The sequence below is a fragment of the Streptomyces silvae genome, assembly GCF_016745505.1.
GTDB classification, from domain to species: Bacteria; Actinomycetota; Actinomycetes; order Streptomycetales; family Streptomycetaceae; genus Streptomyces; species Streptomyces silvae.
On record NZ_JAERUC010000138.1, the window covers coordinates 43,288 to 68,695 of the forward strand.

General features: G+C 71.1%; 21 protein-coding genes and 1 tRNA gene. 19 read left to right on the plus strand and 3 right to left on the minus strand.

All coding sequences use genetic code 11. The features are described 5' to 3' along the window. Positions 1 to 55 precede the first annotated feature (55 nt). The 4 genes from JKV81_RS20780 (at position 56) to JKV81_RS20795 (ending at position 4,492) form a co-directional block, all read left to right on the plus strand. Positions 56 to 1,213, plus strand: coding sequence for an acyl-CoA dehydrogenase family protein (locus JKV81_RS20780; RefSeq protein WP_129263208.1), 1,158 nt, complete (start codon positions 56 to 58; stop codon positions 1,211 to 1,213). A gap of 21 nt (positions 1,214 to 1,234) precedes the next feature. Further along, positions 1,235 to 2,110, plus strand: a complete 876-nt coding sequence (locus JKV81_RS20785) for an acyl-CoA thioesterase (RefSeq protein WP_129263210.1) — start codon at positions 1,235 to 1,237, stop codon at positions 2,108 to 2,110. 29 nt (positions 2,111 to 2,139) lie between these two features. Next, entirely contained in the window at positions 2,140 to 3,120 is a 981-nt protein-coding gene (locus tag JKV81_RS20790; protein ID WP_129263212.1) for a cation diffusion facilitator family transporter, read from the plus strand. A gap of 124 nt (positions 3,121 to 3,244) precedes the next feature. Next, positions 3,245 to 4,492 carry a cytochrome P450 family protein gene (locus JKV81_RS20795; RefSeq protein WP_202077145.1) on the plus strand — a complete coding sequence of 416 codons (1,248 nt, stop codon included), beginning with the start codon at positions 3,245 to 3,247 and terminating at the stop codon, positions 4,490 to 4,492. A gap of 51 nt (positions 4,493 to 4,543) precedes the next feature. On the opposite strand, the gene JKV81_RS20800 is transcribed toward JKV81_RS20795, so the two are convergent. Continuing rightward, positions 4,544 to 5,341 carry a phosphatase gene (locus JKV81_RS20800; protein WP_129263216.1) on the minus strand — a complete coding sequence of 266 codons (798 nt, stop codon included), beginning with the start codon at positions 5,339 to 5,341 and terminating at the stop codon, positions 4,544 to 4,546. A 93-nt stretch (positions 5,342 to 5,434) separates the two neighbouring features. Continuing rightward, positions 5,435 to 6,049, minus strand: a complete 615-nt coding sequence (locus JKV81_RS20805) for an SACE_7040 family transcriptional regulator (RefSeq protein WP_202077147.1) — start codon at positions 6,047 to 6,049, stop codon at positions 5,435 to 5,437. 109 nt (positions 6,050 to 6,158) lie between these two features. On the opposite strand from JKV81_RS20805, the gene JKV81_RS20810 reads away from it, so the two are divergent. The 12 genes from JKV81_RS20810 to glmS all read left to right on the plus strand — a co-directional run bounded on the left by JKV81_RS20810 (position 6,159) and on the right by glmS (position 21,654). Beyond that, complete coding sequence (locus JKV81_RS20810; RefSeq protein ID WP_202077149.1) at positions 6,159 to 7,775, plus strand: carboxyl transferase domain-containing protein; 1,617 nt, start codon at positions 6,159 to 6,161, stop codon at positions 7,773 to 7,775. A 13-nt stretch (positions 7,776 to 7,788) separates the two neighbouring features. After that, positions 7,789 to 9,837 (plus strand): acetyl-CoA carboxylase biotin carboxylase subunit, encoded by a 2,049-nt coding sequence (locus tag JKV81_RS20815; protein WP_202077151.1) that lies wholly within the window; start codon positions 7,789 to 7,791, stop codon positions 9,835 to 9,837. Beyond that, positions 9,834 to 10,775, plus strand: a complete 942-nt coding sequence (locus JKV81_RS20820) for a hydroxymethylglutaryl-CoA lyase (RefSeq protein ID WP_147985019.1) — start codon at positions 9,834 to 9,836, stop codon at positions 10,773 to 10,775. Before JKV81_RS20815 ends, JKV81_RS20820 begins: the two co-directional genes overlap by 4 nt. 7 nt (positions 10,776 to 10,782) lie before the next feature. Then, the gene (locus tag JKV81_RS20825) at positions 10,783 to 11,949 is read left to right on the plus strand and encodes an acyl-CoA dehydrogenase family protein (RefSeq protein ID WP_129263224.1); all 1,167 of its coding nucleotides are present in this window, start codon (positions 10,783 to 10,785) and stop codon (positions 11,947 to 11,949) included. Positions 11,950 to 12,166: 217 nt separating this feature from the next. Continuing rightward, a complete protein-coding gene (locus JKV81_RS20830) occupies positions 12,167 to 13,195 on the plus strand; it encodes an ABC transporter substrate-binding protein (RefSeq protein ID WP_129263226.1) in 1,029 nt (342 codons plus the stop codon). 70 nt (positions 13,196 to 13,265) lie between these two features. Then, positions 13,266 to 14,120 (plus strand): siderophore-interacting protein, encoded by an 855-nt coding sequence (locus tag JKV81_RS20835; RefSeq protein ID WP_202077153.1) that lies wholly within the window; start codon positions 13,266 to 13,268, stop codon positions 14,118 to 14,120. A gap of 158 nt (positions 14,121 to 14,278) precedes the next feature. After that, positions 14,279 to 15,727: a pyridoxal phosphate-dependent decarboxylase family protein gene (locus tag JKV81_RS20840; protein WP_202077155.1), complete on the plus strand. Its 1,449-nt coding sequence runs from the start codon at positions 14,279 to 14,281 to the stop codon at positions 15,725 to 15,727. After that, entirely contained in the window at positions 15,711 to 16,997 is a 1,287-nt protein-coding gene (locus JKV81_RS20845) for a lysine N(6)-hydroxylase/L-ornithine N(5)-oxygenase family protein (protein ID WP_202077157.1), read from the plus strand. Before JKV81_RS20840 ends, JKV81_RS20845 begins: the two co-directional genes overlap by 17 nt. Then, complete coding sequence (locus tag JKV81_RS20850; RefSeq protein WP_202077160.1) at positions 16,994 to 17,569, plus strand: GNAT family N-acetyltransferase; 576 nt, start codon at positions 16,994 to 16,996, stop codon at positions 17,567 to 17,569. The genes JKV81_RS20845 and JKV81_RS20850 overlap by 4 nt, the downstream gene beginning before the upstream one ends. After that, the gene (locus JKV81_RS20855; protein WP_202077163.1) at positions 17,566 to 19,347 is read left to right on the plus strand and encodes an IucA/IucC family protein; all 1,782 of its coding nucleotides are present in this window, start codon (positions 17,566 to 17,568) and stop codon (positions 19,345 to 19,347) included. The genes JKV81_RS20850 and JKV81_RS20855 overlap by 4 nt, the downstream gene beginning before the upstream one ends. A 147-nt stretch (positions 19,348 to 19,494) precedes the next feature. Beyond that, positions 19,495 to 19,770 carry a hypothetical protein gene (locus JKV81_RS20860; protein ID WP_099172741.1) on the plus strand — a complete coding sequence of 92 codons (276 nt, stop codon included), beginning with the start codon at positions 19,495 to 19,497 and terminating at the stop codon, positions 19,768 to 19,770. A 54-nt stretch (positions 19,771 to 19,824) separates the two neighbouring features. Then, complete coding sequence (gene glmS / locus JKV81_RS20865; RefSeq protein WP_124276346.1) at positions 19,825 to 21,654, plus strand: glutamine--fructose-6-phosphate transaminase (isomerizing); 1,830 nt, start codon at positions 19,825 to 19,827, stop codon at positions 21,652 to 21,654. Between the two features lie 74 nt (positions 21,655 to 21,728). Here the strand turns inward: glmS and JKV81_RS20870 are convergent, their stop codons facing one another. After that, entirely contained in the window at positions 21,729 to 22,250 is a 522-nt protein-coding gene (locus JKV81_RS20870; protein ID WP_202077165.1) for a universal stress protein, read from the minus strand. An 826-nt stretch (positions 22,251 to 23,076) separates the two neighbouring features. Between JKV81_RS20870 and JKV81_RS20875 the strand changes: the two genes are divergently transcribed. The 3 genes from JKV81_RS20875 (at position 23,077) to JKV81_RS20885 (ending at position 25,135) form a co-directional block, all read left to right on the plus strand. Then, a complete protein-coding gene (locus tag JKV81_RS20875; RefSeq protein ID WP_129263238.1) occupies positions 23,077 to 24,309 on the plus strand; it encodes a helix-turn-helix domain-containing protein in 1,233 nt (410 codons plus the stop codon). Between the two features lie 10 nt (positions 24,310 to 24,319). Beyond that, complete coding sequence (orn, locus tag JKV81_RS20880) at positions 24,320 to 24,925, plus strand: oligoribonuclease (protein WP_124276343.1); 606 nt, start codon at positions 24,320 to 24,322, stop codon at positions 24,923 to 24,925. 137 nt (positions 24,926 to 25,062) lie between these two features. Next, positions 25,063 to 25,135 (plus strand) — tRNA-His (locus tag JKV81_RS20885). Positions 25,136 to 25,408 lie beyond the last annotated feature (273 nt).

Sequence of the window (25,408 nt, forward strand, 5' to 3'; positions counted from 1 at the left end):
GCGCTTAGCCACCGCGACCGAAGCTGACGCTGCAGCTGACACCAGGAGGCATCCCGTGCGCCGTACGGTTTACAACGAGGACCACGAGGCGTTCCGGGAGACCATCCGCGCCTTCATCGAGGCCGAGGTCGTCCCCGTCTACGACGAGTGGTTCGCCGCGGGCCAGGCACCGCGCGACTTCTACTACAAGCTCGCCGAGCTGGGCATCTTCGGCATCGAGGTGCCCGAGGAGTACGGCGGCGCGGGCATCGAGTCCTTCAAGTTCGAAGCGATCCTGTACGAGGAGACCGCCCGCGCGGGCATCTCCTTCGGCGGCTCCGGCGTGCACGTCCTGCTCTGCCTGCCCTACCTCAAGGCGTACGCCACCGAGGAGCAGAAGAAGCGCTGGCTGCCGGACTTCGTCTCCGGCAGGTCGATGTACGCGATAGCCATGACCGAGCCGGGCACCGGTTCGGACCTGGCCGGCATGAAGACGACCGCCAAGCTCTCCGAGGACGGCACGCACTACGTCCTCAACGGCGCCAAGACCTTCATCACCGGTGGTGTGCACGCCGACAAGGTCATCGTCTGCGCCCGTACGGACTCCCCCAAGGCCGACGACCGCCGCCACGGCATCTCGCTCCTCGTGGTCGACACCAAGTCCGAGGGCTACTCGGTCGGCCGCAAGCTCGACAAGCTGGGCCTGAAGGTCTCCGACACCGCCGAACTGGCCTTCGTGGACGTCAAGGTGCCCGTCGAGGACCTGCTGGGCGAGGAGAACAAGGGCTTCTCCTACCTCGGCCAGAACCTCCCGCAGGAGCGCCTGGGCATCGCCGTCGGCGCGTACGCGCAGGCCGCCGCCGCCGTGCGGTTCGCCCAGCAGTACACGCAGGACCGCACCGTCTTCGGCAAGCCCGTCGCGTCCTTCCAGAACACCAAGTTCGAGCTGGCCGCCTGCAAGGCCGAGGTCGACGCGGCCGAGGCCGTCTGCGACCGTGCGATCGAGGCGCTGGACGCCGGTGAGCTGACCCCCGCCGAGGCCGCGTCGGCGAAGCTGTTCTGCACCGAGGTCGCGCACCGCGTGATCGACCGCTGCCTCCAGCTGCACGGCGGCTACGGCTTCATGAACGAGTACCCGATCGCCCGTCTCTACACGGACAACCGGGTCAACCGCATCTACGGCGGCACCAGCGAGGTCATGAAGTCGATCATCGCCAAGTCCATGGGGCTCTGAGAGCGGCTACGTTTCTCTCCCATGAGCGCAGCACTTGACTCCCTGCTCGATCTGCTCGACCTGGAGCGGATCGAGCAGGACATCTTCCGGGGCACGAGCCGTTCCGCGGTCGTGCCCCGTGTCTTCGGCGGCCAGGTCGCGGCCCAGGCCCTGGTCGCCGCCGGGCGTACGGTCCCCGAGGACCGGGGCGCCCACTCCCTGCACGCGTACTTCCTGCGCCCCGGGGACCCGGGCGCTCCGATCGTCTACAGCGTGGACCGGATCCGCGACGGGCGGTCCTTCACCACCCGCCGGGTCGTCGCCGTCCAGCACGGCAAGCCGATCTTCCACCTCTCGGCGTCGTTCCAGGTGCACGAGGAGGGCATGGACCACCAGGCGGTCATGCCGCGGTCGCCCGACCCGGAGACCCTGCCGACGGCCGCGGAGATGCTGCCCCGGTACGCGGACCGTTTCGCGGACCCGCGCATGGTGGACCGGCTGCTGGAGGCACGGGCCGCGGTCGATCTGCGGTACGTCGACGCGCCGCCGTTCGCCACGGCCGGCGAGCCGCGCGAGCCGCGCTCCCAGGTCTGGTTCCGGACGCACGGCAAGCTGGCGGACGACCCGCTGCTGCACGTCTGCATGGCGACGTACGTCTCCGACATGACGCTGCTCGACTCGGTGCTGCTCGCCCACGGGCGCGGCGGCTGGGCGATCGGTGACGTGGTGGGCGCCAGCCTGGACCACGCGATGTGGTTCCACCGCCCCTTCCGGGCGGACGAGTGGCTGCTGTACGACCAGGAGTCGCCCTCGGCGTCCGGCGGGCGCGGTCTCGGCCAGGCCAGGATCTGGACGGCGGACGGGAAGCTGGCCATCACGGTCATCCAGGAGGGCCTGGTCCGCGTCCCGAGGGACTGAAGCCGCACCTTCGGGACATACTGCCCGTCATGAGTGACGCCACGAGTGACGCCAGCAGTGCCGAGCAGAGCGGTGGCGGGTCCACGGTCACCGTCGTCGTCGCGGCGGCCGCCAACCTCGGTATCGCGCTGGCGAAGCTGGTGGCGGGGCTGATCAGCGGGTCGAGCGCGATGCTGTCCGAGGCCGCGCACTCGGTCGCCGACACCGTCACCGAGGTCATGCTCCTCACCGCGCTCAAGCGCAGCGAGAAGCCGGCCGACGAGGACCATCCGCTGGGCTACGGCCCCGAGCGGTACATCTGGGCGATGCTCGCCGCCGTCGCGACGTTCGTCGGCGGTGCGGTGTTCTCCCTGTACGACGGCATCCACACCCTGCTGCAGGGCGAGGAGCTCGGCGATCCGCTCGTCTCGTACCTCGTGCTCGCGGTCGCCTTCCTGCTGGAGGGCTTCTCGCTGCGCACGGGCGTCCGGCAGGTGCGCGGTGAGGCCGCGCGGCTGCGGATGCCCGCGCCGCGCTATCTGCGCCGCACCCCCGACACGGCGGTCAAGGCCGTGGTGATGGAGGACTCCGCCGCCCTGGCCGGGCTGCTGCTGGCGGCCGGCGGCCTTCTCGGCGGGCAGCTCTCGGGCTCCGGGGTCTGGGACGGCATCGCCTCGATCCTCATCGGCGTACTGCTGGTGTACGTGGCGTGGGTGCTGTGCCGGTCCAACGCCCAGCTGCTGATCGGCCGGCCGCTCCCCGCCGACATGCGGGCCGGGGTGCGCGAGGAGCTGCTGTCCGTGCCGCACATCGTCGAGGTGGTGGAGCTGACCACGCTGATCCAGGGCCCCTCGGAGCTGCTGGTCGCCGCGAAGATCGACTTCCGGGACGCGGCGACGGCCGCGCAGATCGAGTGGGCGTGCGAGGAGGCGGAGCAGCAGCTGCGGGAGCGCTATCCGTCGATCCAGCGGGTGTACCTGGACCCCACCCCGGGGCGCGCGCAGCGGCTCGCGGCGCGCTCCGGCGGCTGAGGGAGGCACCGGGGCACGCGCCGTCGCGCACCGGAATGCGGGAGTACGTCGAGAGGTGGGGTCCGCGCTCCCGCGAAGGGGTAGGACCCTGCCGATCTTTCCCCCTCACCGAGGAGTACCGGCCGTGTCCCAGCCTCCCGCCCCCCTCGTCCTCGACCCCGCCGCCCACGACGCGGACGCGGAGCACGAGCTGTTACGCGCCCAGGGCCCCGCGGTCCTTATCGACATCCTGGGCGTGGAGGCCTGGTCGGTCTCCGATCCCGCCCTCCTGAAGGAGCTCCTGACCAGCCCGGACGTCTCCAAGGACGCCCGGCAGCACTGGCCGGGCTTCGAGGAGGCGGTCCGCTCGTGGCCGCTGGCCCTGTGGATCGCCGCCACGAACATGTTCACCGCGTACGGAGGCGAGCACCGCCGCCTGCGCCGCATCGTCGCCCCGGCGTTCAGCGCCCGGCGCATCGCCGCGCTGAGGCCGACCGTCGAGGGCATCGTGGAGCAGCTGCTCGACGGCCTGGAGAGCACCACACCCCGGGGTGAAGTGGCGGACCTGCGCGACCGGTTGGCGTACCCGCTGCCCATCACGGTGATCGGGCGCCTCCTGGGCGTCTCCGACGAACGGGCCGACGACTTCCGCGCGGTCGTCAACGACGTGTTCTCCACGACGCTGACCCCCGAGGAGGCCGCCGCCAACACGGCGGAGCTGTACGGGATGCTCGACGCCCTCATCGCCGCCAAGCGGGCCGAGCCGGGCGATGACGTGGCCTCGGTGCTGATCTCCCTGGGCGAGGCGGGCGCCGGCGGGGGCGAGGCGGGCGCCGACGGGGAGGGGCTGACCGAGGAGGAGCTGCGGGACACGCTGCTCCTGATGATCAACGCCGGCTACGAGACCACGGTCAACCTGATCGACCAGGCCGTCACGCTCCTGCTGACCGACCCCGCCGAGCTCGCCCATGTCCGTGCGGGCCGTGCGTCGTGGCAGGACGTCGTGGAGGAGACGCTCCGCCACTCGCCCCCGGTCAAACACCTGCCCCTGCGGTACGCCGTCGCGGACGTCCCGCTGCCCGACGGGCGGACCATCGCCAAGGGCGAGGCGATCCTGGCCTCGTACGCGGCCGCCAACCGCCACCCCGGCTGGCACGACGATCCGCATGTCTTCGACGTCACCCGGATCACCAAGGAGCACCTCGCCTTCGGGCACGGGATCCACTTCTGCCTGGGCGCCGCGCTGGCCCGGATGGAGGCGGAGATCGCGCTGAGCGCCTTCTTCGCGCGGTTCCCCGACGCCGAGATCGCTCCCGGAGCGGGGGACATGGGACCGGTGGCCTCGCTGATCAGCAACGGCCACCGGTCGCTGCCCGTACGCCTGCGGCCCTGAGCCTCCCGGCGGCCGGGCACGGGGCCCAACCCGTGAGGAGCGGGCGGCGCCCTACGCCCGGTCGGCGGAGGGGAGCAGTCCGGCCGCGTCCAGCAGGTACTCGGTCATCGGGTCGTAGTAGCGCGGGTCGGCGACGTGGTCGTCCAGCGGCACGGTGACCTGGAGGGTGCCCTCCGCCTCGCCCAGGAACAGCGCGGGGTCGTTGCAGTCCGCGTAACCGATCGAGTCGATCCCGCGCTGCCCGGCGCAGCCCGCCCAGCCGTGGTCGGCCACGACGAGGTCGGGCTGCGGCCGGCCCTCGCGCTCCAGGCCGTCCAGGATGGCGGCCATCGGGACCGGTGAGTGGGTGTGCCAGAGGGTCGCGCCGCGCTCCAGCACGGCGACGTCGGCGAACTGGAAGACCATGCCCTCGTCCGCCATCAGGCCGCCGGGGATCGTGACGATCTCGCATCCGGCGGCCCGCAGCGCGTCCGCCGTCCGCCGGTGCACGTCGAGCAGCCCGCCGGGGTGCCCGGTCGCGAGCAGCACCCGCTCCCCGCCGGCCGCCGCCTTGCGCAGCCGTGCGGCCATCCGGTCGAGGGCGTCGACCGTCAGCTCCGGGTCGATGGTGTCCTGGCCCTGCCGGTGCTCCGGGTCGTCGTTGACGCCGCATCTCTCGGCCATCACGGCGAGGACGTCCTGCTCGTCGGTCCAGCGGTCGCCGAGCTCCAGCCCCAGCCAGAAGTGGCGGTTGCCGTTGGCGAGCTGGCGGTAGTGGGAGAGGTTGTTGTCGCGTGGGGTGGCGACGTCGCCCGCGATGCGTGTGCGGACGAGGTGCTCGACGAGGGCGGCGCGGCTGGGTATCGGCATGCACCCATTGTGCCGTCGGCGGCGCACTGTGTGCCTGGTGTCTCGTACGGCGGTATTTCCCCGGCCGGGAAGGCGCCCGGCCGGACCCCGGATCTACGAGGCCGCCGCCGCGAAGGCGCCCCTGGCCAGCCGGTGCAGCAGGGCGGCCGTGGCCGTGCGGTCCGGGAGCGCCTCGGGGCGGGTGAGGTGGGGGGTGGAGTTCAGCAGGCCGAAGACCGCGTGGACGGTGACCCGGGCCTCGCTCTCCGGGAGGGACGGGTAGAGGGCGCGTACGGCCTCGACCCAGACCTCCACGTACTGCCGCTGGAGCTGGCGCACGCGCTTGCGGTCGGTGTCGCGCAGGCGGTCCAGCTCGCGGTCGTGGAGGGTGATCAGGGGCCGGTCGTCCAGGGCGAAGTCGATGTGGCCCGCGATGAGGGCGTCCAGGAGCGCGTCCGGGGAGCCGCCCCGGGAGGCGCCGCCCTCGGTGACGCGCAGCTTCCCGCCGGCCAGCAGACGCTCGCTGATGCCGACGAGCAGCTCGGCGAGCATCGCGTCCTTGCCGGGGAAGTGACGGTAGAGGCCGGGGCCGCTGATACCGACCGCCGCCCCTATCTCGTCGACCCCGACACCGTGGAAGCCGCGCTCGGCGAAGAGGCGGGCGGCCTCCCGGAGGATCTGCTCGCGGCGGGTGGGAGCCGCGACACGTGCGGCGGCATGAGTGCTCATGGGGATTCATTCTAGACAGGCGGGTTAGCGCTCGTTAACCTGAGCGCAATGCGTTAACGCTCATTAACTCTGATCGACTACTGCGGTACGGGCAAGGGGGCTCGACAGGATGCAGCAGGCACCGGTCCTGGTGAGCGCGGCCGATCCCGCCTCGGAGGCCTGGCAGGCCAACGAGGCGGCGCATCACGCGCTCGCCGAGGAGCTGCGCACGCGGCTCGCCACGGCACGGCTCGGCGGGGGTGAGAAGGCCCGCGCCCGGCATGTGGCGCGCGGCAAGCTGCTGCCCCGGGAGCGGGTGGACACGCTGCTCGACCCGGGCTCGCCGTTCCTGGAGCTCGCGCCGCTCGCGGCGGAGGGGCTGTACGGGGGCGCGGCGCCGGCCGCCGGGGTGATCGCCGGGATCGGCCGGGTCAGCGGCCGGGAGTGCGTGATCGTCGCCAACGACGCGACCGTCAAGGGCGGCACGTACTACCCGATGACGGTGAAGAAGCACCTCCGCGCCCAGGAGGTGGCCCTGGAGAACCGGCTCCCCTGCCTGTACCTGGTGGACTCGGGCGGCGCGTTCCTCCCGATGCAGGACGAGGTCTTCCCCGACCGGGACCACTTCGGCCGGATCTTCTACAACCAGGCCCGGATGTCCGGCGCGGGCATCCCGCAGATCGCGGCGGTGCTGGGTTCCTGCACGGCCGGCGGGGCGTACGTCCCGGCGATGAGCGACGAGGCCGTCATCGTCCGGAACCAGGGCACGATCTTCCTGGGCGGTCCGCCGCTCGTGAAGGCGGCCACCGGCGAGGTCGTGACGGCGGAGGAGCTGGGCGGCGGCGAGGTCCACTCCCGTACGTCCGGGGTCACCGACCACCTCGCCGAGGACGTCGCGCACGCGCTGCGGATCGTGCGGAACATCGTCGCGACGCTCCCTGAGCGCGCACCGCTGCCCTGGACCGTCGAGCCCGTCGAGGAGCCGAAGGCGGACCCCTTCGGGCTGTACGGGGCGGTGCCGGTCGACTCGCGTACGCCCTACGACGTGCGGGAGGTCATCGCCCGGGTGGTGGACGGCTCGCGCTTCCAGGAGTTCAAGGCGGAGTACGGCCAGACGCTGATCACCGGCTTCGCCCGGATCCACGGCCACCCCGTGGGCATCGTCGCCAACAACGGCATCCTGTTCTCGGAGTCCGCCCAGAAGGGCGCCCACTTCATCGAGCTGTGCGACCAGCGCGGCATCCCGCTGGTGTTCCTCCAGAACATCTCCGGCTTCATGGTCGGCCGGGACTACGAGGCCGGGGGCATCGCCAAGCACGGCGCCAAGATGGTCACGGCCGTGGCGTGCACCAGGGTCCCGAAGCTCACGGTCGTGGTCGGCGGGTCGTACGGCGCGGGGAACTACTCCATGTGCGGCCGGGCGTACGGGCCGCGCTTCCTGTGGATGTGGCCCAACGCCAAGATCTCGGTCATGGGCGGCGAGCAGGCCGCCTCCGTGCTGGCCACCGTCAAGCGCGACCAGATCGAGGGGCGCGGCGAGGAGTGGCCCGCCGAGGACGAGGAGGCCTTCAAGGATCCGGTCCGCGCGCAGTACGAGCAGCAGGGCAACGCCTACTACGCCACCGCCCGGCTCTGGGACGACGGTGTGATCGACCCCATGGAGACCCGGCAGGTGCTGGGGCTCGCCCTGACCGCGTGTGCCAACGCCCCGCTGGGCGACCCCCAGTTCGGCGTCTTCCGGATGTGATGTGAGGACTTCCATGTTCAGCACTGTTCTGGTCGCCAACCGTGGCGAGATCGCGGTCCGGGTCATCCGGACGCTGCGCGAGCTCGGCGTGCGGTCGGTGGCCGTCTTCAGCGACGCCGACGCGGACGCCCGGCACGTACGGGAGGCGGATACGGCGGTCCGGATCGGGCCGGCGCCCGCCGCCGAGAGCTATCTGTCGGTGGAGCGGCTGCTGGACGCCGCCCGCCGTACGGGCGCCGAGGCGGTCCACCCGGGGTACGGCTTCCTCGCGGAGAACGCGGGCTTCGCCCAGGCCTGCGCGGAGGCGGGGCTGGTCTTCATCGGCCCGCCCGCCCCGGCGATCTCGCTGATGGGCGACAAGATCCGCGCCAAGGAGACCGTGGCAGCGGCCGGGGTGCCGGTGGTGCCCGGTTCCTCCGGCAGCGGCCTCACCGATGCCCAGCTCGCTTCGGCGGCCCGGGAGATCGGGATGCCGGTGCTGCTGAAGCCCTCGGCGGGCGGCGGCGGCAAGGGCATGCGGCTGGTGCGCGAGGAGGCGCTGCTCGCCGACGAGATCGCGGCGGCCCGGCGCGAGGCCCGCGCCTCCTTCGGTGACGACACGCTCCTGGTGGAGCGGTGGATCGACCGGCCGCGCCACATCGAGATCCAGGTCCTGGCCGACGGCCACGGCAACGTGATCCATCTGGGCGAGCGCGAGTGCTCGCTCCAGCGCCGCCACCAGAAGATCATCGAGGAGGCGCCCTCGGTCCTGCTCGACGAGGCGACCCGGGCGGCGATGGGCGAGGCGGCCGTGCAGGCGGCGCGGTCCTGCGGGTACGTCGGCGCGGGCACGGTCGAGTTCATCGTCCCGGGCAGCGACCCGTCCTCGTACTACTTCATGGAGATGAACACCCGCCTCCAGGTCGAGCACCCCGTCACCGAGCTGGTCACCGGGCTCGACCTGGTGGAGTGGCAGCTGCGGGTCGCCTCCGGCGAACAACTCCCGTACGCCCAGGCCGACATCACGCTCACCGGGCACGCCGTGGAGGCCCGGGTCTGCGCTGAGGACCCGGCGCGCGGCTTCCTGCCGTCCGGCGGCACGGTCCTCGCACTGCACGAGCCGCAGGGCGGCGGGGTGCGGACGGACTCGGGGCTCAGCGAGGGCGTGCCGGTCGGCAGCACGTACGACCCGATGCTCTCGAAGGTCATCGCCTACGGCCCCGACCGGGCGACCGCGCTGCGCCGGCTGCGGGCGGCGCTGGCGGACACGGTGGTGCTGGGCGTCCCGACGAACGCCGGGTTCCTGCGTCGGCTGCTGGCCCATCCGGCGGTGGCCGCGGGCGACCTGGACACCGGTCTGGTGGAGCGGGAGGCGGACGGCCTGGTCCCGGACGGGGTGCCGGAGGAGGTGTACGCGGCGGCGGCACTGCTGCGGCAGCCGTCCCCCGCGCCCACGGCCGGCTGGGTCGACCCGTTCTCGGTGCCCAGCGGCTGGCGCCTCGGCGGCACCCCCGCGGAAACCTTCCACCACTTCCGCGTACCGGGCCACGAGCCGGTGCGCGTGGGCCTGCGTACGGGCGCCGGGGGCACGGCCGCGCTGACCTTCGGCCACGCCGGGGACCGGGAGGAGTCGGCGGACACGTGCGGGCCGCTCCCGTCGCTGCCGGGCGCGGAGCGGTCGCGGCTGGTCGAGGCGGACGGGCGGCGGGTCGTCGTCGAACTCGACGGGCTGACGCACACGTTCAGCCGGGCCACGTCCCCGGAGGGCGTCTGGCTCGGCCGGGACGGCGACGCCTGGCACGTCCAGGACCACGACCCGGTGGAGGCGTCCCTCGGCGGCGCCGGCCGCTCGGGCGTGGACACCCTCGCCGCGCCCATGCCCGGGACGGTCACGGTGGTGAAGGTGGCGGTCGGCGACGAGGTCGTGGCCGGGCAGAGCCTGCTGGTCGTCGAGGCGATGAAGATGGAGCACGTCATCTCCGCCCCGCACGCCGGCACCGTCACCGAACTGGACGTCACCGCCGGCGCGACCGTCGCCATGGACCAGATCCTGGCCGTGGTGGCCCCGAAGGAGGAGTCGTGACCGCTGCCGGACTGCCCATGAGGGTGCCCGCGCCGGGGCTGCCCGCCCGGGTCCGTATCCATGAGGTCGGCGCCCGCGACGGGCTGCAGAACGAGAAGTCCGTCGTACCGACCGAGGTGAAGGCGGAGTTCGTCCGCCGGCTCGCGGCGGCCGGGCTGACCACGATCGAGGCGACCAGCTTCGTCCACCCGAAGTGGGTGCCCCAGCTGGCGGACGCGGAGCAGCTGTTCCCCCGGCTGGACGGGCTCGGGGACGTGGCCCTGCCCGTCCTCGTGCCGAACGAGCGGGGTCTGGACCGGGCGCTGGCGCTCGGTGCCCGCCGGATAGCGGTGTTCGGTTCGGCGACCGAGACGTTCGCCGCCCGCAACCTCAACCGCACGGTGGACGAGTCGCTCGCCATGTTCGAGCCGGTCGTGGCCCGGGCGAAGGCGGCCGGCGTCCATGTGCGCGGCTATCTGTCGATGTGCTTCGGCGACCCGTGGGAGGGCGCCGTGCCGGTCGCGCAGGTCGTCCGGGTCGCGAAGGCGCTGGAGGACCTCGGCTGCGACGAGCTGTCCCTCGGCGACACGATCGGCGTGGCCACCCCGGGCCATGTGACGGCGCTGCTGACCGCGCTGAACGAGGCGGGGGTCCCCACCGGCACGCTCGGGGTGCACTTCCACGACACGTACGGCCAGGCGCTCTCCAACACCCTGGCCGCGCTCCAGCACGGGGTGACGACGGTGGACGCCTCGGCGGGCGGCCTCGGCGGCTGCCCGTACGCGAAGAGCGCCACCGGAAATCTCGCCACCGAGGATCTCGTGTGGATGCTCGACGGCCTCGGTGTCGACACCGGGGTCGATCTCGGCGCACTCACCGCCACCAGCGTGTGGATGGCCGAACAACTGGGCCGACCGAGCCCGTCCCGTACCGTCCGCGCGCTGTCCCACAAGGAGTGAAGCACCGATGTCCCTTGACCACCGGCTGACCGCCGAGCACGAGGAACTGCGCCGCACCGTCGAGGAGTTCGCACACGATGTGATCGCCCCGAAGATCGGCGACTTCTACGAACGCCACGAGTTCCCGTACGAGATCGTGCGGGAGATGGGGCGGATGGGCCTGTTCGGCCTGCCCTTCCCCGAGGAGTACGGCGGCATGGGCGGCGACTACCTCGCCCTCGGGATCGCCCTGGAGGAGCTGGCCAGGGTCGACTCGTCCGTGGCGATCACCCTGGAGGCCGGGGTCTCGCTCGGCGCCATGCCGGTCTACCGCTTCGGGACCGAGGAGCAGAAGCAGCAGTGGCTGCCGAAGCTCTGCGCGGGCGAGGCGCTCGGCGCGTTCGGGCTGACGGAGCCGGACGGCGGCTCGGACGCGGGCGGCACCCGTACGACGGCCGTGCTGGACGAGGCCACCGGCGAGTGGGTGATCAACGGCTCCAAGTGCTTCATCACCAACTCCGGTACGGACATCACGGAGCTGGTCACGGTCACGGCGGTCACCGGCCGCAAGGAGAACGGCGCCCCGCGCATCTCCGCGATCATCGTCCCGTCGGGCACCCCCGGCTTCACGGTGGCCGCCCCGTACTCGAAGGTCGGGTGGAACGCCTCGGACACCCGCGAGCTGTCCTTCTCCGACGTCCGTGTCCCTGCGGCGAACCTGCTGGGCGAGGAGGGCCGCGGGTACGCGCAGTTCCTGCGGATCCTGGACGAGGGCCGGATCGCCATCTCGGCGCTGTCGACGGGCCTGGCGCAGGGCTGTGTGGACGAGTCGCTGAAGTACGCGAAGGAACGTCACGCCTTCGGGAAGCCGATCGGCGCCAACCAGGCTATCCAGTTCAAGATCGCGGACATGGAGACCCGGGCGCACATGGCCCGCGTCGGCTGGCGGGACGCGGCCTCGCGGCTGGTGGCGGGCGAGCCGTTCAAGAAGGAGGCGGCGATCGCGAAGCTGTACTCCTCGACGGTGGCGGTGGACAACGCCCGTGAGGCGACGCAGATCCACGGCGGGTACGGCTTCATGAACGAGTACCCGGTGGCCAGGATGTGGCGCGACTCCAAGATCCTGGAGATCGGCGAGGGCACGAGCGAGGTCCAGCGCATGCTGATCGCCCGCGAGCTGGGCATGGACGCCTGAGGCACACACAGGACCCGCGCCTCCGGCCCGCCGCCGGCTGAGCCGGGCGCGCACGACAGCCGCCTTCCCTGGTCAGGGGGAGGCGGCTTTTCGTCGGGCCGGGTAACGGAACGGCCGCTCCCCCTTGCCCTCCCTGTCCGCGATATGTGAGGTTAGGCTAGCCTTCCCTCGAATCGTCAGCGGGCGCCCTGAGGCGCGTACGAAAGCAGACCCACTCATGTCCAACCTCCGGACCAGCCCACTCTCCCGCCGCGGCCTGCTGGCCGCCGGCGGTGCCGTCGGTCTCGGTGCCGTCCTCGCCGCCTGCGGCGACGGCGACGAGAAGAGCTCGACCTCGGGTTCGGGCGCGGAGAAATCCGGCCCCTGGTCCTTCAAGGACGACCGCGGACAGACGGCGAAGGCCGAGTCCGTGCCGAAGAACATCGTCGCGTTCATCGGTGTCGCCGCCGCGCTCCACGACTACGGTGTCGAGGTCAAGGGCGTCTTCGGCCCGACGAAGGCCGCCGACGGCAAGGCCGACGTCCAGGCCGGTGACATCGACATCGACAAGGTCGAGGTGCTCGGCAACGTCTGGGGCGAGTTCAACGTCGAGAAGTACGCCGGTCTCGCGCCGGAACTCCTCGTCACCGCCATGTGGGAGAAGGACGCCCTCTGGTACGTGCCGGACCAGTCCAAGGACAAGATCCTCAAGCTGGCCCCGAGCGTCGCCCTGTGGGCGGCGCAGACCACGATGCCGAAGGCGATCCAGCGCCACGAGGACCTCGCCACCTCCCTCGGTGCGGACGTCAAGGCCAAGAAGGTCACCGACGCCAAGGCCGCGTTCGAGAAGGCCGCGGCCCGGCTGCGCGCCGCCGCCAAGTCCCAGCCGAACATCAAGGTCATGATCGGCTCGGCCAGCCAGGACCTGTTCTACGTCTCGCTCGCCAAGACGTCCGCGGACACCCTGTACTTCCAGGAGCTCGGCGTGCAGTTCGTCGAGCCGAAGGTCAACGCGGCCGGTTTCTTCGAGGAGTTGAGCTGGGAGAACGTCGACAAGTACGACGCCGACATCATCATGATGGACAACCGCTCCTCGGCCCTGCAGCCCGACGCCCTGACCTCGAAGCCGACGTGGGCCCAGCTGCCCGCCGTCAAGGCCGGCCAGGTCGTCCCGCGTACGACCGAGCCCATCTACTCCTACGACAAGTGCGCGCCGATCCTCGACGCCCTCGCCGAGGCCATCGAGAAGGCCAAGAAGGTCAGCTGACCCGGAGGGCCCTGCCGGGAGCGACTCCCGGCAGGGCCCTCGCCGTTCAGGTTCCCGGAGGACCCCTCGCATGACGACCGCCACCGCACCCGCCGTCGCCCCTTTCCGGTTCTTCGACCTGACGGTCCTGAGGACCCGCAGACTGAGCCCGTCCATGCGGAGAATCACGCTCGGCGGCCCCGGGAGCGGCGGGTTCGTCGCCGGGGGCCGGGACCAGAGCCTCTCGATCTTCCTGCCGCACCCCGGCCAGACCGAGGCCGTCGTCCCGGTCGACGAGAACGGTGAGTGGTTCCCGGCCTGGCGGGCCCTGTCCCCCGACGTCCGGGCGGTCATGCGGTCGTACACCGTGCGCGCCCAGCGGTACGCCGCGGACGGCTCGACCGAGATCGACATCGACTTCGCCCTGCACGAGGACGGCGGGCCCGCCTGCCGCTGGGCGGAGGCGGCCGCTCCGGGGCAGCGCCTCACCGTGCTGGGCCCCACCGGTGAGAACAACAACGGGATCCGCTTCCAGCCGCCGCAGGACGCCACGTCCGTGCTGATCTTCGCCGACGAGACGGCGCTGCCCGCCGCCTCGGCCGCGCTGGAGTGGCTGCCCGCCGGGGTCACGGCCAGGGTCTGGCTGGAGGTCCCGCACACCCAGGACCGGCTGGAGCTCCGCACCGAGGCCGACGCCCGCATCACCTGGCTCGTACGGGACGAGGGCGCGCCCTCCGCCGTGGAGGCCGTGCGCGCCGCCGAACTGCCCGAGGGTGACGACCCCTACGTCTGGATCGCGGGCGAGTCGTCCGGAGTGAGGGCGCTGCGCCGCCACTTCGTCCAGGAGCGGGGGTTCGACCGCCGCCGCGTCACCTTTGTCGGGTACTGGCGGCGCGGGCTGAGCGAGGAGCAGCTGAGGGAGGAAGCGGCGCGGGTGGCCGCGTAACGCATCCGCGTCTCTTGTGGGGTTCCTGTGACGGACCCCAGGGGGGCGAGGACCGCACATTTTGTTAGGTTAGGCTTGCCTAACTTAACCGTCGCGGTCCTCGTCCCCCCTTTTTCTGCCCGGAGGGCCGCGACGACGCCCTACCCGGGAGGCCCCCCATGCGTTCCCACCTGCTCAACCACACGACGGCGGAGGACTACCGTCGCTCCGTCACCGCGGGAGTCGACCAGGTCGCGGCCAGACTCGCCTCCACCGAGCAGCCGTTCAGCGGTATCGGCGTCGCCGGGCTCACTCCCGTCGTCGACGCCATCGATCTCGACCGGCCGCTCGGCGACACCGCCGCCGTCCTGGACGAGCTCGGCGAGGTCTACCTCCGCGACGCCGTGTACTTCCACCACCCCCGCTACCTCGCCCACCTCAACTGCCCCGTGGTCATCCCCGCCGTGGTCGGCGAGGCCGTGCTCTCCGCCGTCAACTCCTCCCTGGACACCTGGGACCAGAGCGCGGGCGGCACCCTGATCGAGCGCCGGCTGATCGACTGGACCGCCGACCGCATCGGCCTCGGCCCGGCGGCCGACGGCGTCTTCACCAGCGGCGGCACGCAGTCCAATCTCCAGGCGCTGCTGCTGGCCCGCGAAGAGGCCAAGGTCCGTCCCGAGGAGTTCTCCCGGCTGCGGATCCTCACCTCCGAGTGCAGCCACTTCAGCGTCCAGAAGTCCGCCAAACTCCTCGGCCTGGGCCCCGACGCCGTGGTGTCCGTCCCCGTCGACCGCGAGAAGCGCATGCAGACCGTCGCGCTGGCGGCCGCCCTCGAACGCTGCGAGGCCGAGGGCTCCGTCCCGATGGCGGTCGTCGCCACCGCGGGCACCACGGACTTCGGCTCCATCGACCCGCTGACCGGGATCGCCGCGCTCTGCGAGCGGTACGCCACCTGGATGCACGTCGACGCCGCCTACGGCTGCGGGCTGCTCGCCTCACCCACCCGGCGCGGTCTCCTCGACGGCATCGAGCGCGCCGACTCGGTCACCGTGGACTACCACAAGTCCTTCTTCCAGCCCGTGAGTTCCTCCGCGGTGCTGGTGCGCGACCGGACCACCCTGCGCCACGCGACGTACCACGCGGAGTACCTCAACCCGGAGCGCACCGTCGCGGAGCGCATCCCCAACCAGGTGGACAAGTCCCTCCAGACCACCCGCAGGTTCGACGCGCTCAAGCTGTGGATGACGCTGCGCACCATGGGCGCGGACGGTGTCGGCGAGCTGTTCGACGAGGTGTGCGACCTGGCCGCCGAGGGCTGGCGGATGCTGGCCGCCGACCCGCGCTTCGACGTCGTCGTGGAACCCAGCCTCTCCACCCTGGTGTTCCGCTACGTCCCGGCCCGTGTCAGGACGCCCGGCGACATCGACCGGGCCAACCTCCACGCCCGTAAGGCCCTCTTCGCCTCCGGTGAGGCCGTGGTCGCGGGCACGAAGGTCGGCAGCAGCCAGTACCTGAAATTCACCCTGCTCAACCCCGGGACGACCGCGGCCGACATCTCCGCCGTCCTCGACCTGATCGCCGGCCACGCCGAGCAGTACCTGGGAGAGTCCCTTGACCGCGCTTCCTGAGCCCCTCACCGCTCCGTACGACTTCATCGGGATCGGGCTCGGTCCGTTCAACCTCGGACTCGCCTGCCTGACCGAGCCCGTCGAGGAGCTGAACGGGGTCTTCCTGGAGTCCAAGCCGGACTTCGAGTGGCACTCCGGGATGTTCCTCGAAGGGGCCCATCTCCAGACGCCGTTCATGTCGGACCTGGTCACGATGGCCGATCCGACCAGCCCGTACTCCTTCCTCAACTACCTGAAGGACCGGGGCAGGCTGTACTCGTTCTACATCCGGGAGAACTTCTACCCGCTGCGCACCGAGTACAACGACTACTGCCGGTGGGCGGCGGCCCAGCTGAGCAGCATCAGGTTCAACCAGACCGTACAGTCGGTTACGTACAGCGACGCCGACGGGCTGTACACGGTCCGCACCGCCGGCAGCGCCTTCCGCGCCCGTCACCTCGTCCTGGGCACCGGCACCCCGCCGCACATCCCGGCGGCCTGCGAGGGCCTGGGCGGTGACTTCCTGCACAACTCCCGCTACCTCCAGGAGAAGGCCGCACTCCAGGCCAAGAAGTCCATCACCCTGGTGGGCAGCGGGCAGAGCGCGGCCGAGATCTACCACGACCTGCTCTCCGAGATCGATGTGCACGGCTACCGGCTGAACTGGGTGACGCGCTCCCCGCGCTTCTTCCCGCTGGAGTACACCAAGCTCACGCTGGAGATGACCTCGCCGGACTACGTGGACTACTTCCACGCCCTGCCCGAGGCCACCCGCTACCGGCTGGAGGCCGGCCAGAAGGGCCTGTTCAAGGGCATCGACGGCGAGCTGGTCGACGCGATCTTCGACCTGCTCTACCAGAAGAACCTGCCGGGCCTGGTCCCCACCCGCCTGCTCACCAACTCCTCCCTGGAGAGCGCGCGTTACGAGGAGTCGACGGGGACGTACACGCTGGGGCTGCGCCAGGAGGAGCAGGGCAGGGAGTACGAGCTCGACAGCGAGGGCCTGATCCTCGCCACCGGCTACCGGTACACCCCGCCCGCCTTCCTGGAGCCCGTCACCGACCGGATCCGGTACGACTCCCGGGGCCGGTTCGACGTGGCCCGCAACTACAGCATCGACACGACCGGGCGCGGGATCTTCCTGCAGAACGCGGCGGTGCACACCCACTCGGTCACCTCGCCCGACCTGGGCATGGGCGCCTACCGCAACGCGTACATCATCGGCGAACTGCTCGGCCGGGAGTACTACCCGGTCGAGAAGTCCGTCGCCTTCCAGGAGTTCGCAGCATGACCAGCACGAAAACGATCGGGACGTTCACCGTCCGCCCCATGGACCCCTCCCCCGGCCGGGCCGGCCGCCGGTCCGACGCCGAAGTGGTGCACGCCTGGGTCACCCACCCCAGGGCGGCCTTCTGGATGATGGGCGACGCCCGGCTGGAGGACGTCGAGCGGGAGTACATGGCGATAGCCGCGCACCCGCACCACGACGCTTTCATCGGGCTGCACGACGGGCGGCCCGCCTTCCTGATGGAGCGCTACGACCCCACCGAGGTCGAGCTCAAGGGGCTGTACGAGGCGGAGCCCGGCGACGTCGGGATGCACTTCCTGGTCGCCCCGCCCGAGACCCCGGTGCACGGCTTCACCCGGGCCGTGATCACCGCCGTCATGGAGACGCTGTTCGCCGATCCGGCGGTGCGCAGGGTCGTCGTCGAACCGGACGTCACCAACACCGCGGTGCAGGAGCTGAACAGGACGGTCGGCTTCGAGGTGGTCCGCGAGATCACCAAGCCGGAGAAACAGGCCCTGCTCAGCACCTGCACCCGCGAGCAGTTCGAGGCCGCGACCACTGGAGCAGACCGATGACCATCACCCCCACCGCCGCCGCCGTCGAGCACCTGACCCCCGAGCGCTGGGCCGTCGCCAACCGGCTGCTGATCCGCAAGGCGCTGGCCGAGTTCTCCCACGAACGGCTGCTGGACCCCGCCCCGCTCGACGACGGCCGCTGGAGCGTGCGCGGCGACGACGGCGCGGTCGAGTACCGCTTCGCCGCCCGCCGCTTCGCGCTGGACCACTGGCAGGTCGACGCGGCGTCGATCACCCGGCACCGGCACGGCTCGGACCTGCCGCTGGACGCGCTGGACTTCTTCATCGAGCTGCGCTCCACGCTGGGTCTGTCGCCCGAGGTCCTCCCCGTCTACCTGGAGGAGATCTCCTCCACGCTGGCCGGAACCGCGTACAAGCTGACCAAGGAACCGACCACCGCCGCCGAGCTCGCCGTGGCCGGTTTCCAGGACATCGAGACGGGCATGACCGAGGGGCACCCCTGCTTTGTCGCCAACAACGGGCGGCTCGGCTTCGGGGTCGACGAGTACCGCGCGTACGCCCCGGAGGCGGCGACCGGAATCAGCCTGGTCTGGCTGGCGGCCCGGCGTGATCGCGCCACCTTCACGGCGGGTGCGGGGCTGGACTACTCCACCCTGATCGCCGGGGAGCTCGGCGAGGAGACGCTGGCCCGGTTCGCCGCGCGGATGACGGACCTCGGGCTCGACCTCGACGACTACCTGCTGATCCCGGTCCACCCCTGGCAGTGGTGGAACAAGCTCGCCGTCACCTTCGCCGGCGAGGTGGCCCAGCAGCACCTGGTCTGCCTGGGCGAGGGCGAGGACTCCTACCTGGCCCAGCAGTCCATCCGTACGTTCTTCAACGCCTCCCACCCCGAGAAGCACTACGTCAAGACGGCGCTGTCCGTGCTGAACATGGGCTTCATGCGGGGCCTGTCCGCCGCGTACATGGAGGCGACGCCCGCGATCAACGACTGGCTGACCGGTCTGATCGAGCGCGACGAGCTGCTGCGCGGTACCGGGTTCTCGACCATCCGGGAGCGGGCCGCCGTCGGCTACCACCACCGGGCCTACGAGGCGGCGACCGCCAAGGGCTCGCCGTATCTGAAGATGCTCGCCGCGCTCTGGCGGGAGAGCCCCGTCCCGTCCCTGGCCGACGGCGAGCGGCCGGCGACGATGGCCTCGCTGCTGCACACCGACGCCGAGGGCCGCTCGGTGGCGGGCGCGCTGATCGCGGAGTCGGGTCTCGGCCCGGCGGACTGGCTGCGGCGGTACCTGGACGCCTATCTGGTGCCGGTGCTGCACAGCTTCTACGCGTACGACCTGGTGTTCATGCCGCACGGCGAGAACGTGATCCTGGTGATCGAGGACGGTGTCGTGCGCCGGACCGTCTTCAAGGACATCGCCGAGGAGATCGCGGTCATGGACCCGGACGCGGTGCTGCCGCCCCAGGTCGAGCGGATCCGCGCGGACGTCCCCGAGGACATGAAGCTGCTGTCGGTGCTCACCGACGTCTTCGACTGCTTCCTCCGCTTCCTGGGGGCGGACCTGGCCACGGAGGGGGTCCTCGACGAGGAGACCTTCTGGCGGACGGTCGCGGAGTGCGTCAGGGGCTACCAGGAGTCCGTGCCGTACCTCGCGGACAAGTTCGCGCAGTACGACATGTTCACGAAGGAGTTCGCGCTGTCCTGCCTGAACCGGCTGCAGCTGCGTGACAACCAGCAGATGGTCGACCTGGAGGACCCGGCGGGCGCGCTCCAGCTGACCGGGCGGCTGCGGAACCCGATCGCGGAGTACTGAGCCCGGCATCCGGCCCCGCCCCTCGTGGGCGGGGCCGGATGAGAACGTAAGGGACATTTCCGCCATACGGCCCTCACTGGATGAGATTCCTGCCCGATATCGGGCAGATTTCTTGCGTAGCGACCCCGATCCACGCAATATCGACGAGTGCTCGAACGCCGCCCCACGCATGACGACCTCATCGACCACCTCGTACGCTCCACCGCGCTCCAGCGCGGCGAGGCCGCCCGGGTGATCCTCGACGTGCTGGCGTACTTCGACGAGACGACCGAGGACTTCGTCCGGCGCCGCCACCGCGAGATGCAGGCGGGCGGCCTGGTGAACACGGAGATCTTCGAGCGGATCGCGGCCGAGCTGCCGCACCGCGCGGTGGCGCCGCAGGAGCTCTCGCTCCGCCAGCTGCGCCGCATCGTCTACGGCTGAGCGGGACGGCCGGGCACCGGAACTTTTGTACGTCGATGGAGGGGCAGAGACTCTATGTGCGGGATCGTCGGTTACATCGGGAAGCGTGACGTGGCTCCGCTGCTGCTGGAAGGGCTGCAGCGGCTGGAGTACCGGGGGTACGACTCCGCCGGCATCGTCATCACGGGCAAGGCCCCGGCGGGCAAGCCCGGCGCCCTGAAGATGGTCAAGGCCAAGGGCCGGGTCCGCGAGCTGGAGGCCCGCGTACCCAAGCGGTTCGCCGGCACCACGGGCATCGCCCACACCCGCTGGGCCACGCACGGCGCCCCGAGCGACGAGAACGCGCACCCGCACCTGGACGCGGAGAGCAAGGTCGCCGTCGTCCACAACGGCATCATCGACAACGCCTCCGAGATCCGCGCGAAGCTGGTCGCCGACGGCGTCGTCTTCCTCTCCGAGACCGACACCGAGGTGCTGGTCCACCTGATCTCCCGCTCGCAGGCGCTCACGCTGGAGGAGAAGGTCCGCGAGGCGCTGAAGTCCGTCGAGGGCACGTACGGCGTCGCCGTCCTGCACGCCGACTTCAACGACCGCATCGTCGTCGCCCGCAACGGCTCCCCGGTCGTGCTCGGCATCGGCGAGAAGGAGATGTTCGTCGCCTCCGACGTCGCCGCCCTGGTCGCGCACACCCGCCAGATCGTCACCCTGGACGACGGCGAGATGGCCACCCTCAAGGCCGACGACTTCCGTACGTACACCACGGAGGGCTCGACCACGACGGCCACGCCGACCACCGTGGAGTGGGAGGCCGAGTCGTACGACATGGGCGGCCACGACACGTACATGCACAAGGAGATCTCCGAGCAGGCCGACGCCGTGGACCGCGTGCTGCGCGGCCGCATCGACGACCGCTTCTCCACCGTGCACCTGGGCGGGCTGAACCTGGACGCCCGCGAGGCGCGCGGGGTCCGCCGGATCAAGATCCTGGGCTGCGGCACCTCGTACCACGCGGGTCTGATCGGCGCCGGCCTCATCGAGGAGCTGGCCCGCATCCCCGCGGACGCCGAGCCCGCGTCCGAGTTCCGCTACCGCAACCCGGTCGTGGACCCCGACACCCTGTACGTCGCCGTCTCGCAGTCCGGTGAGACGTACGACGTCCTGGCGGCCGTGCAGGAACTCAAGCGCAAGGGCGCGCGCGTCCTGGGCGTCGTGAACGTCGTCGGCTCGGCGATCGCCCGCGAGGCGGACGGCGGCATGTACGTCCACGCCGGCCCCGAGGTCTGCGTCGTCTCCACCAAGTGCTTCACGAACACCGTCGTGGCCTTCGCGCTGCTCGCCCTGCACCTGGGCCGCATCCGCGACCTGTCGGTCTCCGACGGCAAGCGGATCATCGAGGGCCTGCGCAGGCTGCCGGAGCAGATCGGCCAGATCCTGGAGTCCGAGGACGAGATCAAGAAGCTCGCCGAGGAGTACGCGGGCGCGCAGTCGATGATGTTCATCGGCCGTGTCCGGGGCTACCCCGTCGCGCTGGAGGCCTCCCTGAAGCTCAAGGAGATCTCGTACATCCACGCCGAGGCCTACCCCGCCTCGGAGCTCAAGCACGGACCGCTCGCGCTCATCGAGCCGGCGCTCCCCACCGTCGCGATCGTCCCGGACGACGACCTGCTGGAGAAGAACCGCGCGGCGCTGGAGGAGATCAAGGCCCGCAGCGGGCGCATCCTGGCCGTCGCCCACCGGGAGCAGGAGAAGGCCGACCACACGATCGTCGTCCCGAAGAACGAGAACGAGCTGGACCCGATCCTGATGGGCATCCCGCTTCAGCTGCTCGCCTACCACACGGCCCTGGCGATGGGCCGTGACATCGACAAGCCGCGCAACCTGGCGAAGTCGGTCACCGTCGAGTAGCCGGGACCTCCCGCCATGCCACGGGCGGGCACACGGAAGGCCCCTGACGGCGCGTCAGGGGCCTTCCGGCATGCTCAGGGGATGACGATGACCGGGCGCTGGGCGCGGCGCGCGAGACGGCCGGCCACGGATCCGAAGATCCGGCCCACCAGGCCGTGCGTCGAGCCGACGACGATCGCGTCGGCCGAATACTCCCGGCCGACCTCCTCCAGCTCGTGGCAGATGTCGCCGCCGCGCTCCACGAGCACCCAGGGCACCTCGGCGAGATAGTCGGCGCACGCCAGCTCCAGGCCGAGGACCTCGGTGCGGTGGTCGGGCACATCGACGAAGACGGGCGGCTCGCAGCCGGCCCAGACCGTGGTCGGCAGCCGGTTGGCCACATGGACGATGATCAGCCCGGAGCCGTGCCGGTGCGCCACGCCGATGGCGTACGCGAGGGCCCGTTCGCTGGACATGGAACCGTCGAAGCCGACCACGACGCCATGCCGGAAGGCGGGATCGCAGGAAGGGCGCGACTCTCCGACCGTCTGCGGTTCCGACCCGGGGTCGGCTACCTGCTTGCGGTCTGCGGGTTCAGGGATTTCGTGACCGGCCATCGGTGTCTCGGCGAAGAGAGTCCTCGTGAGGAGGGAGCGGTTTGGAGGTGTACCTGCGAGCGGTGAAGCTGTGTCCGGGAAACATCTTCCCAATCCCCTACCCCCAAGGGTACGGCGCCACTCCTTCACTGCCCAGCCCTCGCACATCGCAGGCGGCGATGGAGGGAGCATGCCGGACACACCCCCCGTATGGCAATGCCGGTTGCGTCGTACATCCAGCTCGTGGACGCTGCTGACGGGTTCCGGTCACCGTGTCCGGCCGGCATGCGCACCGGACGCGCCGGGACGGCCGAATGTGCCACCCGCCCCTCCGGGCCGGGCCGTCACGCGCCGCCATCGGGCGACTGCGCATCGTTCACATCCGGAGTCCGGACGGCCACATGAGGCTTCAGAGGCGTACGGAGGCTCCTGGGGTCAGGGGGCGTACGCCGGTCGTATGACTGGAATACGCGCACGCAACCATCGGTTTTCAGCCAACTTCGCCCCCACCCTGTTCCCTTGCCCTCACAGGCACCCAACCTGTGTGCCACCAGGCAGGAATAGACCGCGCGGTACGCTTTGACCCTATGGCGCCCGGCCATGATCGCGATGCGCACTTCCCTGTGGGGCTCACGGGTGAAACGCTTCGTGATCGAACGCTTCGCGCCAAGTTGCCTTGTCGACATAGTGCCGGTGGGGGAACGTGTCACGTCGGCGCCACGGGACGCAGTAGATTCGATCATGAGTGTCGAGGACTGGGGACGCGTGCGAGACCGAGGGGAAACGTGCAGGAGCGACAGGCCCGTAGGGACCAGGAAGACGCGAACACCGAGGGGGGCTTAGCGTCATGAGCCAGGACTCCGCCACCGCAACGGAGGCCGCACGGAAACTGACCGGGCGGCGACGCCGGGAAGTCGTAGCCGTACTGCTGTTCAGTGGCGGCCCTATCTTCGAGAGCTCCATTCCGCTCTCAGTTTTCGGAATCGACCGGCAGGACGCGGGAGTTCCGCGCTACCGCCTGCTGGTCTGCGGGGGCGAGGAAGGACCGCTGCGCACCACCGGCGGACTCGAACTCAGCGCGCCCTACGGCCTGGAGGCGATCAGCAGGGCCGGCACCGTCGTGGTGCCCGCCTGGCGGTCCATCACCTCCCCGCCGCCCGCAGAGGCCCTGGAGGCGCTGCGCCGCGCCCATGAGGAGGGTGCCCGCATCGTCGGACTCTGCACGGGGGCCTTCGTCCTCGCCGCAGCCGGCCTGCTGGACGGCCGCCCGGCCACCACGCACTGGATGTACGCACCGACGCTGGCCAAGCGCTATCCGTCGGTGCACGTCGATCCGCGTGAGCTGTTCGTCGACGACGGCGATGTGCTCACCTCGGCCGGAACGGCGGCCGGAATCGATCTGTGCCTCCATATAGTCCGTACCGACCACGGCACGGAGGCGGCAGGGGCCCTGGCCCGCCGGCTCGTCGTACCGCCGCGGCGCAGTGGCGGTCAGGAGCGCTACCTCGACAGGTCTTTACCCGAGGAGATCGGCTCCGACCCGCTCGCCGAGGTCGTGGCCTGGGCGCTGGAGCATCTCCACGAGCAGTTCGACGTGGAGACGCTGGCCGCGCGCGCCTACATGAGCAGGCGGACCTTCGACCGCAGGTTCCGTTCGCTCACGGGCAGCGCACCGCTCCAGTGGCTCATCACCCAGCGCGTGCTGCAGGCACAGCGGCTGCTCGAGACCTCCGACTACTCCGTCGACGAGGTCGCGGGCCGCTGCGGCTTCCGCTCGCCGGTCGCGCTGCGCGGGCACTTCCGCCGCCAGCTGGGCTCCTCCCCCGCCGCGTACCGGGCCGCCTACCGGGCCCGCCGTCCGCAGGGCGGGGCGCTGGAGAGCGTCGCCACGGTGCTGGAGACGTCCGTGCCCGCCCAGGGCACGGCGTCGAGCCGGCGGACCGCCGCGGCCTCCTCGGCCGGTCCGTCCCCGGTCACCGCGACGGCCGCTCCCGGCGGCTCCGCGGAGCGCGTCGGACCGGGTCCCGAGGCGTACGCTCCGGGCCGCCCGGCCCTGCCGGGGCAGCGCAGCGCCCCGTAGGGTGGGGCCCATGAACGACCGTATGGTGTGGATCGACTGCGAGATGACCGGGCTCTCGCTGACGGACGACGCACTCGTCGAGGTGGCCGCGCTGGTCACCGACTCGGAACTGAACGTGCTCGGCGACGGGGTGGACATCGTGATCCGCCCGCCGGACGCGGCCCTGGAGACCATGCCCGAGGTGGTGCGGCAGATGCACACCGCCTCGGGCCTCCTCGACGAGCTGGCCGGGGGCACGACCCTGGCCGACGCGGAGGAGCGGGTCATGGCCTACATCCGCGAGCACGTGAAGGAGCCGGGCAAGGCCCCGCTCTGCGGGAACTCCGTCGGCACCGACCGGGGCTTCCTGGCGCGTGACATGCCGTCGCTGGAGGGTTACCTCCACTACCGGATCGTCGATGTGTCCTCGGTCAAGGAGCTGGCGCGCCGCTGGTACCCGAGGGCGTACTTCAACAGTCCGGACAAGAACGGCAACCACCGGGCACTGGCCGACATCCGCGACTCCATCACGGAGCTGCGGTACTACCGGGACGCGGTCTTCGTGCCGCAGCCCGGCCCGGACTCGGCCCGCGCCAAGGAGATCGCGGCGCGCCACGCGTCGGCCGCCGGTCAGTAGGCGTACAACCGCTGGTCACGGGCCCTCCGGGGCCCGTGCACCGTCCGTACGCCGCTCCGGAGGAACTGGGGCGCGAGCACCCGCTCGGACCCTGTACACTTTTTCTCGGCCGGTCAGGAAAGCGACCGGACGACATGGTGGGTATAGCTCAGCTGGCAGAGCACCTGGTTGTGGTCCAGGATGTCGCGGGTTCAAGTCCCGTTACTCACCCTGAATGATCAGCCCCTGACCTGGGAAAACGGGTCGGGGGCTGAGTCATTTCCGCTACGGGGGACGCACCGCGGCCCGTAGCGCGCCACTCACCTTCCGTAGCCCCCTGTCACACCGCTCCCTCCGTGACGCCGGACGCGGACCCCCGCCCGGTGAGCCCGGACCGGTCCCGTCCGGAGCCGGCACGCGGCCGGCCGCCGCTCCGTCCGGGTGAGCCCCGCCACACCGGAACCCGCACCGCATGGAGAGCTGAGGACCGGGCATCCGGCTCGA